A 12,786-nucleotide genomic window follows, 5' to 3' on the forward strand; every position below is an offset into this window, starting at 1 on the left:
CCGGTCGGCGCCCCGCCGACCGCGAGACCGTCGCCGCAGGGCGGCCCAGGAGGACAGGTGTTCAGCGCATTCGTGCGGGCGTTCAAGACGCCCGACCTGCGGCGCAAGCTGCTCTTCACGATCGGCATCATGGTCGTGTTCCGGATCGGTTCGTTCCTGCCGACGCCGGGCATCTCGTACTCCAACGTCCAGGCCTGCATCGAGCAGGCCGGCTCGAACGACACCCTGCTGGGGTCGATCAGCCTCTTCAGCGGTGGCGCGCTCCTGCAGCTGTCCGTCTTCGCGCTGGGGATCATGCCGTACATCACGGCGAGCATCATCATCCAGCTGCTGCGCGTGGTGATCCCGCGCTTCGAGGAGCTGCACAAGGAAGGTCAGTCGGGCACCACCAAGCTGACCCAGTACACCCGGTACCTCACCATCGGCCTGGCGGTCCTGCAGTCGACGACGATCATCGCGACCGTCCGCAGCGGCAACTTCTTCACCGGCTGCACCAAGTCGGTCATCCCGGACGACAGCCTGCTCACGCTGGCCATCATGATCATCACGATGACGGCCGGGACCGGCCTCATCATGTGGCTCGGCGAGCTCATCACCGAGCGCGGTGTCGGCAACGGCATGTCGCTGCTGATCTTCACCTCGATCGCGGCCAACTTCCCGACCGCCATGTGGTCGATCGCCGGCGGCGCCGGCGGTGTCGGCAAGTTCATCATCGCGATGCTCGTCATCGTCCTGGTGATCGGGCTCGTGGTCTTCGTCGAGCAGTCCCAGCGACGCATCCCGGTGCAGTACGCCAAGCGGATGGTCGGTCGGCGCATGTACGGCGGCTCGAGCACCTACATCCCGATCAAGATCAACATGGCCGGCGTGATCCCGATCATCTTCGCCGCCTCGCTGCTCCAGGTGCCGACCCTCATCGCGCGGTTCGGCGACCAGACGGCCGGCTGGGTGCAGTGGATCCAGGCGAACCTGGCGCTGTCCTCGGCGCCGCTGCACCTCGTGCTCTACGTCGTGCTCATCATCTTCTTCTGCTTCTTCTACACGGCGATCACGTTCAACCCGGACGAGGTCGCGGACAACATGAAGTCCTACGGGGGCTTCATCCCCGGCATCCGTGCCGGGCGGCCGACCGCCGAGTACCTCGACTACGTGATCACCCGGATCACCACCCCGGGGTCGCTCTACCTGGCGATCGTGGCCCTCATCCCGACGGTCACGTTCATCGTGATGAACGTCGGCCAGAACATCCCGTTCGGCGGCAGCTCGATCCTCATCGTGGTCGGTGTCGGCCTCGAGACGGTCAAGCAGATCGAGTCGCAGCTGCAGCAGCGGCACTACGAGGGGTTCCTGCGATGAGCGTGCGTCTGGTGCTGTTCGGTCCTCCTGGTGCAGGCAAGGGCACGCAGGCCGTGCGCCTCGCCGAGCGTCTGGGTGTCCCGACGATCTCCACCGGTGACATCTTCCGGGCCAACATCGCCGGGGACACCGAGCTCGGCCGTCAGGTCGTCGGCTACACGTCGAAGGGCCACCTGGTTCCTGACGAGCTCACCGACGCCCTCATCGCGGACCGGCTCGCGCAGCCGGACGCGGCCGACGGCTTCCTGCTCGACGGATACCCGCGCAACGGGGCCCAGGCGGCGGCGCTCGACGCGCTGCTGGCGGCCGACGACCACGAGCTCGACCTGGTCATCGAGCTGGCGGTCGACCCCGATGTCGTGACGGCGCGGCTCCTCAAGCGCGCGCAGATCGAGGGACGGGTCGACGACACCGAGGACGTCATCCGGCACCGGCTCTCGGTCTACGCCGAGCAGACCTCGCCGTTGGCCGAGATCTACGTCAACCGGGGCATCCTCGCCCAGGTCGACGGCCTTGGTGAGGTCGACGAGGTGACCGGCCGTCTGCTGGCGACCATCGAGCAGTTCACGGGCGAGCTGCCGCAGTAGAGCGGGAGCGGGGCGGGTGCTCGCGCCGTGCGGCGATGCGCACCTCGCCTGAACCGGGGGAGTGCTGGCGGCTCGGTGCGTGGCTGGCGCCCAGAGGCGGCTGCTCGTCGTCCGGCACCGACCGGACGGGGATCTGATGACGAGGTGCAGGGCGCAGCGTGCGCCGGCGCGTCACCGAGAGCTGTCCGTGCCGGCGTGGCAGTCTGCTCAGTGTTCCGGCGCGATGAGGCGTGAGGTTCGCGAGCGGAGGAGCCCGGCTCGGCCGGACGCTCTCGGGGCCCGTACGGCCGCCGGAGACCTTCCTGCTCGCGCCGACGGGAGCGGGTGGCGACATCGCCTCGAGCGCGTGCGGCGCACGCGGGTCGCGATCATGCCCGACCGTGCCTTACACTGATCCGTCGGGTTCGTGCTGCCTGCCCTGACCTCGTTGGTGTCATCCCCGTGGTGACCAGTGACGGGGCCCTGGTTGGCCGGGTGCGCCACCTTCCTCCGCACACCTTGTGGGGATGGTTGGTGCGCGCTCGCGCGGCTCGTCTACCAACGTCAGAGAGTTAGCGGAGGACATGGCCAAGAAGGACGGTGTCATCGAGATCGAGGGCTCCGTGGTCGAGGCACTGCCGAACGCGATGTTCCGCGTGGAGCTGTCCAACGGCCACCGTGTGCTCGCCACGATCTCGGGCAAGATGCGCCAGCACTACATCCGGATCCTCCCTGAGGATCGGGTCGTGGTGGAGCTCACCCCGTACGACCTGTCCCGCGGTCGCATCGTCTACCGCTACAAGTGATGAGCAAGGACATCCGATGAAGGTCAAGCCGAGCGTCAAGACGATCTGCGACAAGTGCAAGGTGATTCGCCGGCACGGTCGCGTCCAGGTCATCTGCGAGAACCCGCGGCACAAGCAGCGCCAGGGCTGAGGCCCGACGCACCCGGCCCAGCAGGGCCGGTCAGCGCACCGTCACATCGCGCTCTGCGCGATGAACCCCCGGTCGGAGGCCGGGGCCCGCGAGTCAGCGGGACGGCGGTGCGGAGGACCTCCGACGCAGTACAGGGAGCCGGAAGGCACATGGCACGTCTGATCGGAGTCGACCTCCCCCGCGAGAAGCGGGTCGAGATCGCTCTCACCTACATCTACGGGGTCGGCCGCACGCGCGCCGACCAGACCCTCGCCGCCACCGGCATCAGCCCGGACGTGCGCGTGAAGGACCTCACCGACGCCCAGCTCGTGACGCTGCGCGACTACCTCGAGGGCAACTTCAAGCTCGAGGGTGACCTGCGCCGCGAGGTCGCCGCCGACATCCGCCGCAAGGTCGAGATCGGCTGCTACCAGGGTCTGCGTCACCGCCGCGGGCTTCCGGTGCGCGGTCAGCGCACCAAGACCAACGCGCGCACCCGCAAGGGCCCGAAGCGCACCGTGGCCGGCAAGAAGAAGGCCGGGCGCAAGTAGCGCCCCCCGTAGACCTGAGAGAAGACGAGAATGCCCCCGAAGACCCGCGCAAGCGTGCGCAAGCCGCGCCGCAAGGAGAAGAAGAACGTCGCCTACGGGCAGGCGCACATCAAGAGCACCTTCAACAACACGATCGTGTCGATCACGGACCCGTCGGGTGCCGTCATCGCCTGGGCCTCGTCCGGCCAGGTCGGGTTCAAGGGCTCGCGCAAGTCGACCCCGTTCGCCGCGCAGCTCGCGGCCGAGGCCGCTGCCCGTCGGGCCCAGGAGCACGGCATGAAGAAGGTCGACGTGTTCGTCAAGGGCCCCGGCTCCGGCCGTGAGACCGCGATCCGCTCGCTCACCGCGACCGGCCTCGAGGTCGGCTCGATCCAGGACGTCACGCCCCAGGCTCACAACGGCTGCCGTCCGCCGAAGCGCCGCCGCGTCTGACCTCTCAGCCGGTGCCGGGGCTGCCCCTGGCACCGGCTCGACCGGCCGTTCGGTGGACCGAGACCGAGCGGCGTGCACCACACCTGCGGGGCGTCATATGGCGGACGCCCGCTGAGAGGAACCACACCGTGCTCATCGCACAGCGCCCCACCCTGACCGAAGAGGTCATCTCCGAGTACCGCTCGCGGTTCTCGATCGAGCCGCTCGAGCCGGGCTTCGGCTACACGCTCGGGAACTCCCTGCGTCGGACCCTGCTGTCCTCCATCCCGGGTGCGGCGGTCACGAGCATCCGCATCGACGGCGTGCTGCACGAGTTCTCCACCGTGCCCGGCGTCAAGGAGGATGTCACCGAGCTCATCCTCAACATCAAGAACCTCGTCGTCTCCTCGGAGAACGACGAGCCGGTCGTCATGTACCTGCGCAAGCAGGGCCCGGGTGCGGTCACCGCGGCCGACATCGTGCCGCCGGCCGGTGTCGAGGTGCACAACCCCGACCTTCACCTGGCGACGCTCAACGACAAGGGCAAGCTGGAGATCGAGCTCACGGTCGAGCGCGGTCGCGGCTACGTGTCGGCCAACCAGAACAAGGCGTTCGACGCCGAGATCGGCCGGATCCCGGTCGACTCGATCTACTCGCCGGTGCTCAAGGTGACCTACAAGGTCGAGGCGACCCGCGTCGAGCAGCGCACGGACTTCGACAAGCTCGTCGTCGACGTCGAGACCAAGCCGGCGATCAGCCCGCGGGACGCGCTGGCCAGCGCCGGCAAGACGCTCGTCGAGCTGTTCGGCCTGGCGCGTGAGCTCAACGTCGAGGCCGAGGGCATCGAGATCGGCCCGTCCCCGACGGACGCCGCCCTCGCCGCCGACCTGGCCCTGCCGATCGAGGACCTGCAGCTGACCATCCGGTCGTACAACTGCCTCAAGCGCGAGGGCATCCACACGGTGGGTGAGCTCGTGGCGCGTTCCGAGGCGGACCTGCTCGACATCCGCAACTTCGGCGCCAAGTCGATCGTCGAGGTGAAGGAGAAGCTCGCCGAGCTCGGGCTGACCCTCAAGGACTCGCCTCTCGACTTCGACCCCAGCACGTCGGCCGGCTACTACGCCGACGACGAGGGCGACTTCGCCGACGACGAGCAGTTCTGACCTTTTCTCGACCTTCCCAAGGAGTGAACGACGATGCCCACGCCCACCAAGGGTCCGCGCCTGGGTGGCGGTCCGGCTCACGAGCGGCTGATCCTCGCGCACCTCGCGACCCAGCTCTTCGAGCACCGGTCCATCACGACCACCGAGGCCAAGGCCAAGCGGGTGCGTCCGCTGGCCGAGCGTCTCATCACCTTCGCCAAGCGCGGTGACCTGCACGCCCGTCGCCGGGTGCTGACCGTCGTTCGCGACAAGTCCGTGGTGCACGAGCTGTTCACGCAGATCGCGCCGGCCATGGCTGACCGCGAGGGCGGCTACACGCGGATCACCAAGATCGGCCCGCGCAAGGGCGACAACGCCCCCATGGCCGTCATCGAGCTCGTGCTCGAGCCGGTCTCGCCGAAGCAGCAGGTCGTGCGCGAGGCGACGAAGGCCGCGGCCAAGGCTGCCCCGGTCGTCGAGGTCGAGGAGACCGTCGAGGCCGCGGAGGCCGTCGAGGCCGAGCCGACGACCGACGCCGCCGAGGTCGAGCCGGCCGAGTCCGCTGCGGCCGACAAGGCCGACGAGGCCTGAGTCCTGGCAGTACGCGAAGGGCCCGCACCCCGAGGGTGCGGGCCCTTCGTCGTGCGTCGGGTGCGGCCTCAGGCGCTCGGGCCCGCCATCCGCTGCAGCGCGGTGCCGAACGCCTCGTCGAGGTCGTTGCGCGTGGGGGAGACGGTGAGCAGCGAGAGCCGCCCGTCGGGTGCGCGGTAGTAGACCCACGGGCTCACGGGGTCAGCGATGCGGTGCTCGACCACCGCCAGCTCGCCGAGCAGTGCGAGTGCCGGCGCGACCTCCTCGATCTGCTCGAGCACGTGGACGGCGAGCAGGTGACGGTTGGGAGCCACGACGAGGACGCCGTGGTCGGGCCGTTCGATCCGCAGCGTGCTCGCGAGCAGCTGGTCGAGGATCAGCAGCCGCGAGCTGCCGAACACGTCGTCCGCGACGTAGGTCTCGACCCGGGCGTGGCCGCCGGCCCGTAGCGTCATGTGCCGCGGGGCGGGCAGGGCGGACAGCCCACGCACAGCCCTGTGCGTGCAGTCCTCCCAGCCGCCGTGCTCGGCGGGGTCGACCGGACCGAGCACGGCACGGCCGCGCACGCCGACGGCCAGCTGCCGAAGCCCCGGAGCGATCAGCCGGCCGCGGGCGAAGTCCGGACCCGGCGCCTCGGGGGCGTGCAGCCCGCGGTCGGCCACCAGCCGAGCGACGAGCCGGGGTGACCGGGCAAACCCACCAAAATGCGACACGCGGTCAGGCTACGTTCGCGCGGTCCGGGCAGCCCAGCCCCGCTGCGCGGAATCACCCGGACGAACGACACCGGGCGCCGACGAGGGTCAGCCGGCGTCGAGGGTCCAGGCCCGCACACCCCCGACGATGCCGGCGGCGTTCGGCACCACGACCACGTCGTCGCCGAGGCGGTCGAGCACCTGGGCGCTCACCCGACGGGAGTTGCCGCCGCCGAGATACAGCCGGTCCCAGGCCACCACGGGGCGTAGCCCGTCGACCACGCGGCGCACCCGGCGGGACCACAGGGCGTCGCCGAGCCGGGCGCGCTCAGGCTGGCCGATGTACGAGTCGTACGTGGTGGCGCGGGTCACCGGGGCGTGCGACATCTCCAGGTGCGGTGCCAGCCGGCCGCCGTCGAACAGGGCCCACCCCAGCCCTGTGCCCAGCGTGAGCACGAGCTCCACGCCCGTGCCGGAGACGACGCCGGCGCCGTGCACCTGGGCGTCGTTGAGCACCAGGGTGGGCAGCGAGAGCCGCTGCGACAGGAGTGCTCGGATGTCGCAGCCCGCCCAGGCGCTCACCAGCTCAGGCAGCGGCGCGGTCCGGGGTCCGGCGCGGTTGATGTAGTGCGGGGTCGAGACGACGACGCCGTGCCGGATCATCCCCGGCATGCCCACCGTGAGTCGGTCCGCACGGGGGAGGCCCGCCGCCAGCTCCACGACGGTCTCGACCAGGCGCTCCGGGGGCAGCGGATAGGGCGTGGGCACCCGGACCGCCGGTGCGTGCAGGGTCCCGGCGGCGTCGAGCACCGAGGCCTTGATGCCGCCGCCGCCGCAGTCGACGGCCAGAGTGAACGGGTCGGAGGTCACGTCCCAACCTAACGCCGATACGGTGGTGCGCCGTGACCACCGTGCGGCTGCGACTCGACCTGGCCTACGTGGGCACCGACTTCGCGGGCTGGGCGCGACAGCCTGGCCTGCGCACCGTGCAGGGTGTGCTGGAGGACGGGCTGGCGACGGTGCTGCGGGACGAGGTGCGCCTCGTGGTCGCCGGCCGTACCGACGCCGGTGTGCACGCCCGCGGGCAGGTCGCCCACCTGGACGTCGACGCGGACCGGCTGGCCGCGCTCCGGGCCCGTGACGGTGCCGCGGGGCCTCAGGTGCTGGTCCGACGGCTGGCGGGTGTGCTGCCGGCGGACGTCGTCGTGCGGGAGGCGCGGGTGGCGGCGGACGGGTTCGACGCGCGGTTCTCCGCCCTGCGGCGCACCTACGCGTACCGGGTGCGGGACGGGGCCGTCCCGCCGGACCCGTGGACCCGTGGCTACGTGCTGTGGCACCGGCACCCGCTCGAGGTCGGGGCGATGGACGACGCGGCACGGCGTCTCGAGGGTCTGCACGACTTCGCCGCGTTCTGCCGCCCGCGACCGGGCGCCACGACCATCCGGACCCTGGAGGCCTTCGGCTGGCTCCGGGCGCAGCACGGGGCCGATGCCGGGCTGCTCGTCGCGCACGTGCAGGCCGACGCGTTCTGCCACTCGATGGTGCGTGCGCTCGTGGGCGCCTGCCTCGCGGTCGGCCAGGGCAGCCGCGACGTCGACTGGCCGGCGCAGCTGCTGGTCGAAGGGCGCCGGGGCGCGGCCGTCGCCCCCGCGGTCGGACTCACCCTGGAGGACGTGCAGTACCCGCCGGACGGCGAACTCGCCGACCGTGCGGACCGAACCCGAGCGCGACGCTCACTGCCCGAACCGGGCGGCTGCTGCGACTGACGGACCGCGGTCCGCCGAGGGGGAGACCGCACAGCGCGGACGAGGGCAGGAGACAGGACGGCTCGTCCGCGTGGCGAAGGTCGGGAGGCGCCGGGCGCGCGGGGGAGCGGTCCGGCCGCGGCCTAGTCCAGGGGGATGGCGAGCAGCTCCGGACGGCGCCGTCGGATCAGCGTCCATGCCCCGGCGATGACGAGGCAGAGGGCGCCGACCGTGATCAGCCCGCCGGAGAAGACCCCGACGACGCACAGCACCACGCTGAGTGCCGCGATCGCCCGGCGTCCGCGGGCACCCGACCCGATCGCGACGGCGAACAACCCCCAGGTGAGGTACCAGGGGTACGTCGACGGGCCGCTCACGGCCACGACGACGAGCGCCCAGCCCACCCCCGCGTAGGCGTCCTTCGTGGTGCCGCGACCAGTGGCGCGCAGCAGCAGGAGGCCCGCGGCTGCGGAGCCGGCGACCGCTGTGAGGACCCGCCCGATCGTGAACGCCCAGCTGAGGGCGGGTTCGGTGAAGCTCCCCGTCACGGCTGCCAGAAGGTAGGAGACCCAGGTGCTCGGGGCCATCCCTTCGCGTGTCGTCCCCGGAACCCCCAGGGCGCCGACCCAGCCGAAGGCGTCGGGGACCAGCAGCCAGATCGCTCCTGTGGTGGCCGCGGCGGCCGCGACCGCCCCGACGAGCGCGCGTCGGCGCACGGGAGCGGGGCTGCGGCGCAGCGCGTCCAGCAGGACGTAGCCGATGAGCACGGCGCCCGGCAGCTTGATGAAGCAGGCGGCGACCGCCGCGACCATCGCCCATGCGGGGCGGCCCGAGCGGACGAGCAGGACCACGAGGACCGCGAGCGCCCCGACCAGCACGTCGAGGTGCGCGCCCGACACGATGGTGACGAGCACGAGCGGGTTGAGCGCCGTGAGCAGCAGGACCACCGTGCGGTCCTGGTCGCGGACGGCGCGGAGCGTCACCGCGACGGCCCCGGCGAGACCGGCCACGGCGAGGAGCCGGACCAGGAGCATCGCCGCACCGGCGTCGGTGCCGGCCAGCGCAGCCGGGAGCCTGAGCAGGGAGACCTGCAGCGGTCCGTACGGCGTGGGTGTGGTGCGCCACATGGGGCTGACTGTGGCGGCGTAGGCGTCCGAGAGGATGCCGGGGCCGACGTGGTAAGGGTTCAGCCCGAGCTCGGCGAGACGACCCACCGCGGCGTAGCTGAACACGTCCAGGCTGCCGAGCGGACCACCGATGAGGAACGGCAGGGACCACACCGCCGCCACGCCTGCGAGCCAGGGCGTCGTGGGTCGTTCGGCCGTCGGCAGCGCGAGGAAGGCCCGGGACAGGACGAACCACAGCAGGCACAGCAGAGCGACGAGCAGCAGCTCGATCGCCAGCCAGCCCTCGGACGACGCGCTCCCTGTCGGCCAGAAGCTCCAGGGCGCCGGGAGCGTCACCTGCTGCGCGAAACCGCCGGCGCCGGCGACCGCCACCGTCGCGGCCGACACCAGGAAGCCCGAGCCGGCCACCACGCCGAACCGCACAGTGGTGCGCTCAAGGAGCGCCGCGCGCTGCGCGGCGAGGGCGATCGTGCCGTCCATGCTCTCCTCGGGGGTGTTTTCCCCAGACGCTAGCGGAACTGCCCGCGCACGACCATCGCCCGAGAGGGCTGACACCTGCGGCGTTGCTCACTGCCGCGGCTCGGCGTGCCGCCGGTGCAGGGCGGCCCGGGGCTCAGCTCTCGGGGTCGAACCGCCCGTCCGGGTCGTCGACCAGGTGGACGGCGGCCTCCTCGGCGCTCGCGCCGCCGCCGGCGACGCCTGCGTCGAGGGCGAACTGGTCGTTCACCCCGGCCTCGACCGCGTCGTCGTCGGCGACCAGACGACCGGCCCGGCCGGGCTCGCGCCCGCCGACCGGACGAGGGTCGGCGACCCAGACGTCGGGCTCCTCCTCGGCGAGACGCCGGTCGAGACCCTCGCCGTGGGCCTGCTCCCACGCCGTCTCGCCCCAGCGGTTGCTGCGATCCCGCTCGGGCGGCGAGTAGCCCTCGTCGAGCAGGTCCTCCACCCCGCGGTCGACGAGCATCTCCTCGGCCGACAGCTGGTCGGTGTCGCCCTCCGAGCCCAGCGCGGCGTCGGTGCTCGTGGCGGGTGTCTCCTCGGTCATGCCCCCACGCTCGCACCGGAGCGCGCCGGGCGCCACCGCCCGCTGCGACCACCTCGCGCGCCTGACCGGCGCATCGCCGCGGCGACAGCTGAGGCCGCCGTGAAACAGGTCGCCGCGTCCTGACCCGGACGGGCAGACTCCCGTGCCATGGGCCATGTGGACGTCAACGGTGTCAGCGTCGTCCTGCCTGACGGGCGCCCGCTGCTGGACCGGGTGACGTTCCGGGTGGGTGAGGGGGCCCGTGCCGCGCTCGTCGGGCCCAACGGGATCGGCAAGTCGACCCTGCTGCGCATCGTGTGCGGCGAGACGGACCCGGCCGCCGGCGCCGTCACGGTCTCGGGCGGGCTCGGGGTGATGCGCCAGGACATCGGCCGCGTCGACGACGACCGCACCGTGCGTGACCTGCTCGCCGACCTCGCCCCACCAGCGGTCCGGGCGGCCGCGGTCGAGCTGTCGGCGGCCGAGGGCGCGATGATGGCGGTCGACGACGAGCCGAACCAGATGCGGTACGCCCAGGCGCTCGCCGACTGGGCCGACGTCGGCGGCTACGAGGCTGAGATCGGCTGGGACCGGGTGACCGACGCGGTTCTGTCCGTCCCGTTCGAACGCGCCCAGTACCGGGCGGTGCGCTCGCTGTCCGGCGGTGAGCAGAAGCGGCTGGTGCTCGAGGCGCTGCTGCGCGGGCCGGCCGAGGTGCTCGTGCTCGACGAGCCCGACAACGCCCTGGACGTGCCGACCAAGCGATGGCTGGAGGACCGGCTGGTGGGCTGCGGGCGCACCGTGCTGTTCATCAGTCACGACCGCGAGCTGCTGGCCCGGGTGGCCACCCACGTCGTGACGCTGGAGCCGACGCCCGACGGCGGTCAGGCCTGGGTGCACGGCGGTGGCTTCGCGACCTGGGCGCAGGCCCGCCAGGTGCGCCACGACCGGCAGGCCGAGCTGGCCCGGCGCTGGGACGAGGAGCACGAGAAGCTGCGCACGCTCGTGGAGACCCTCAAGACGAAGGCGAAGTTCAACGACGGTCTGGCCTCGCGCTACTCGGCGGCCCGGACGCGGTTGGCGGCGTTCGAGAAGGACGGGCCGCCGGTGGTCGCGGCCGAGCAGGCGACGGTGAACGTCCGGCTCACCGGGGGGCGGACGGCCAAGCGCGCCGTGGTGGCCCGCGGGCTGGAGCTCACCGGTCTGCTCCAGCCGTTCGACCTGGAGGTGTTCTGGGGCGAGCGGGTCGCGGTGCTGGGCTCGAACGGGTCGGGCAAGTCGCACCTGCTGCGGCTGCTGGCCGCCGGTGGCAGCGACCCGTCGCCCGAGCACCTGCCGCCCGACGACGGCGGGCCGGCGGTCGCGCCGGTGCCGCACACCGGGTCGGTGGTGCTCGGGTCCAGGGTGCGTCCCGGCTGGTTCGCGCAGAACCACGGCCACCCCGAGCTGGTCGGGCGCACGCTGCTCGAGGTGCTGCACCGCGGGTCGGGTCACCGGGCCGGGATCGGCCGGGACGCTGCGAGCCGGGCGCTGGACCGGTACGACCTGGTGGCGGCGGCCGAGCAGCGGTACGAGACGCTCTCCGGTGGGCAGCAGGCCCGGTTCGGGATCCTGCTGCTCGAGCTGGGCGGGGCCACGCTGCTGCTCCTGGACGAGCCGACGGACAACCTCGACCTGCACTCGGCGCAGGCGTTGCAGACCGGGCTGGAGGCGTTCGAGGGCACGGTGCTCGCGGTCACCCATGACCGCTGGTTCGTGCGCGGCTTCGACCGCTTCCTCGTGCTCGGCTCGGACGGGCGGGTGGTCGAGACGCCCGAGGCGGTCTGGGACACCGAACGCGTGGTGCGGGCCCGCTGAGGTCGACCTGTGCCCGACTGCTCCTGGGAGGGTGGCCGGGGGCGTCGGTCGGGTCCCCGTGGCGAGGTCCGGGAGACAGCGGTGGGGAGCCAGCGGTCGGGCCGGCCGGACGTGATCGGCGGCGCTTTGACCCTCGGGTGTGCGGGCAGGTACTCTGGGACGTCGTGTTGCGTCCCCGTGCGCGCCGGTGGCTTCTCACCACCCTGGCGCCGCGGAGGTCTCGGTGGCCCACTCACCGGTCCGCGGATGCGCCGGCACCGTACCGGTGAGAACGTCCGGAGCAGCTGGACGAGCCCCACCGGCCACCACGCGAACGAGAAGGCTACGAAACGTGCGCACGTACACCCCGAAGCCCGGCGAGGTCGAGCGGAACTGGTACGTCATCGACGCGACCGATGTCGTCCTGGGCCGGCTTGCCAGCCAGGTCGCCACGCTGCTGCGTGGCAAGCACAAGGCGAGCTTCGCCCGCCACGTCGACACCGGTGACTTCGTCATCGTCGTCAACGCGGAGAAGATCGCCCTCACCGGAACCAAGCGGGACAGCAAGCTCGCGTACCGCCACTCGGGTTACCCGGGCGGTCTGCGGGCGACCCCGATCGGTGAGCTCATCGACAAGCACCCCACTCGGGTGATCGAGAAGGCGGTTGCCGGCATGCTGCCGAAGACCACCCTGGGCCGCGCTCAGCTGAGCAAGCTCAAGGTCTACGCCGGTCCCGAGCACCCGCACACCGCACAGCGGCCCACGCCCTTCGAGCTGACGCAGGTCGCGCAGCAGGCGTGAGCGCCCGCGCGACGAACGACGAGAACAC

Annotated in this window: 15 protein-coding genes; 11 read left to right on the plus strand and 4 right to left on the minus strand. The window is 71.9% G+C overall.

Annotated elements, in window-relative coordinates:
* Nucleotides 1–57 precede the first annotated feature (57 nt).
* From secY to rplQ, 8 genes are all read left to right on the plus strand, one after another.
* The gene (gene secY, locus F2B26_RS01525; protein ID WP_159805695.1) at nucleotides 58–1,356 is read left to right on the plus strand and encodes a preprotein translocase subunit SecY; all 1,299 of its coding nucleotides are present in this window, start codon (nucleotides 58–60) and stop codon (nucleotides 1,354–1,356) included.
* The gene (locus tag F2B26_RS01530; RefSeq protein ID WP_159805697.1) at nucleotides 1,353–1,943 is read left to right on the plus strand and encodes an adenylate kinase; all 591 of its coding nucleotides are present in this window, start codon (nucleotides 1,353–1,355) and stop codon (nucleotides 1,941–1,943) included. The genes secY and F2B26_RS01530 overlap by 4 nt, the downstream gene beginning before the upstream one ends.
* Before the next feature lie 563 nt (nucleotides 1,944–2,506).
* Nucleotides 2,507–2,728 (plus strand): translation initiation factor IF-1, encoded by a 222-nt coding sequence (infA, locus tag F2B26_RS01535; protein ID WP_159805699.1) that lies wholly within the window; start codon nucleotides 2,507–2,509, stop codon nucleotides 2,726–2,728.
* Nucleotides 2,729–2,744: 16 nt separating this feature from the next.
* On the plus strand, nucleotides 2,745–2,858 hold the full coding sequence (gene rpmJ / locus F2B26_RS01540; protein ID WP_159805701.1) for a 50S ribosomal protein L36: 114 nt from the start codon (nucleotides 2,745–2,747) through the stop codon (nucleotides 2,856–2,858).
* Nucleotides 2,859–3,007: 149 nt separating this feature from the next.
* Nucleotides 3,008–3,388 (plus strand): 30S ribosomal protein S13, encoded by a 381-nt coding sequence (gene rpsM, locus F2B26_RS01545; protein ID WP_159805703.1) that lies wholly within the window; start codon nucleotides 3,008–3,010, stop codon nucleotides 3,386–3,388.
* Nucleotides 3,389–3,418: 30 nt separating this feature from the next.
* On the plus strand, nucleotides 3,419–3,820 hold the full coding sequence (gene rpsK / locus F2B26_RS01550) for a 30S ribosomal protein S11 (protein WP_159805706.1): 402 nt from the start codon (nucleotides 3,419–3,421) through the stop codon (nucleotides 3,818–3,820).
* 128 nt (nucleotides 3,821–3,948) lie between these two features.
* Complete coding sequence (locus F2B26_RS01555; RefSeq protein ID WP_159805708.1) at nucleotides 3,949–4,962, plus strand: DNA-directed RNA polymerase subunit alpha; 1,014 nt, start codon at nucleotides 3,949–3,951, stop codon at nucleotides 4,960–4,962.
* Between the two features lie 33 nt (nucleotides 4,963–4,995).
* Nucleotides 4,996–5,532, plus strand: coding sequence for a 50S ribosomal protein L17 (rplQ, locus tag F2B26_RS01560; protein WP_159805710.1), 537 nt, complete (start codon nucleotides 4,996–4,998; stop codon nucleotides 5,530–5,532).
* 68 nt (nucleotides 5,533–5,600) lie between these two features.
* Here rplQ and F2B26_RS01565 read toward each other — a convergent pair whose 3' ends face one another.
* Together F2B26_RS01565 and F2B26_RS01570 are read right to left on the minus strand one after the other, a co-directional pair.
* Complete coding sequence (locus tag F2B26_RS01565; RefSeq protein WP_159805712.1) at nucleotides 5,601–6,245, minus strand: hypothetical protein; 645 nt, start codon at nucleotides 6,243–6,245, stop codon at nucleotides 5,601–5,603.
* 87 nt (nucleotides 6,246–6,332) lie between these two features.
* Nucleotides 6,333–7,094 (minus strand): ROK family protein, encoded by a 762-nt coding sequence (locus tag F2B26_RS01570; RefSeq protein WP_159805714.1) that lies wholly within the window; start codon nucleotides 7,092–7,094, stop codon nucleotides 6,333–6,335.
* A gap of 32 nt (nucleotides 7,095–7,126) precedes the next feature.
* Between F2B26_RS01570 and F2B26_RS01575 the strand changes: the two genes are divergently transcribed.
* Complete coding sequence (locus F2B26_RS01575; RefSeq protein ID WP_159805716.1) at nucleotides 7,127–7,990, plus strand: tRNA pseudouridine synthase A; 864 nt, start codon at nucleotides 7,127–7,129, stop codon at nucleotides 7,988–7,990.
* A 122-nt stretch (nucleotides 7,991–8,112) separates the two neighbouring features.
* On the opposite strand, the gene mptB is transcribed toward F2B26_RS01575, so the two are convergent.
* Entirely contained in the window at nucleotides 8,113–9,576 is a 1,464-nt protein-coding gene (gene mptB, locus F2B26_RS01580) for a polyprenol phosphomannose-dependent alpha 1,6 mannosyltransferase MptB (protein ID WP_159805718.1), read from the minus strand.
* Between the two features lie 133 nt (nucleotides 9,577–9,709).
* Complete coding sequence (locus F2B26_RS01585; protein WP_159805720.1) at nucleotides 9,710–10,141, minus strand: DUF5709 domain-containing protein; 432 nt, start codon at nucleotides 10,139–10,141, stop codon at nucleotides 9,710–9,712.
* 147 nt (nucleotides 10,142–10,288) lie between these two features.
* On the opposite strand from F2B26_RS01585, the gene F2B26_RS01590 reads away from it, so the two are divergent.
* Nucleotides 10,289–11,977 carry an ABC-F family ATP-binding cassette domain-containing protein gene (locus F2B26_RS01590; protein ID WP_159805722.1) on the plus strand — a complete coding sequence of 563 codons (1,689 nt, stop codon included), beginning with the start codon at nucleotides 10,289–10,291 and terminating at the stop codon, nucleotides 11,975–11,977.
* A gap of 331 nt (nucleotides 11,978–12,308) precedes the next feature.
* The gene (gene rplM / locus F2B26_RS01595; RefSeq protein WP_159805724.1) at nucleotides 12,309–12,758 is read left to right on the plus strand and encodes a 50S ribosomal protein L13; all 450 of its coding nucleotides are present in this window, start codon (nucleotides 12,309–12,311) and stop codon (nucleotides 12,756–12,758) included.
* Nucleotides 12,759–12,786 lie beyond the last annotated feature (28 nt).

The organism is Cellulomonas citrea (genome assembly GCF_009829685.1).
Lineage (GTDB): Bacteria > Actinomycetota > Actinomycetes > Actinomycetales > Cellulomonadaceae > Cellulomonas > Cellulomonas citrea.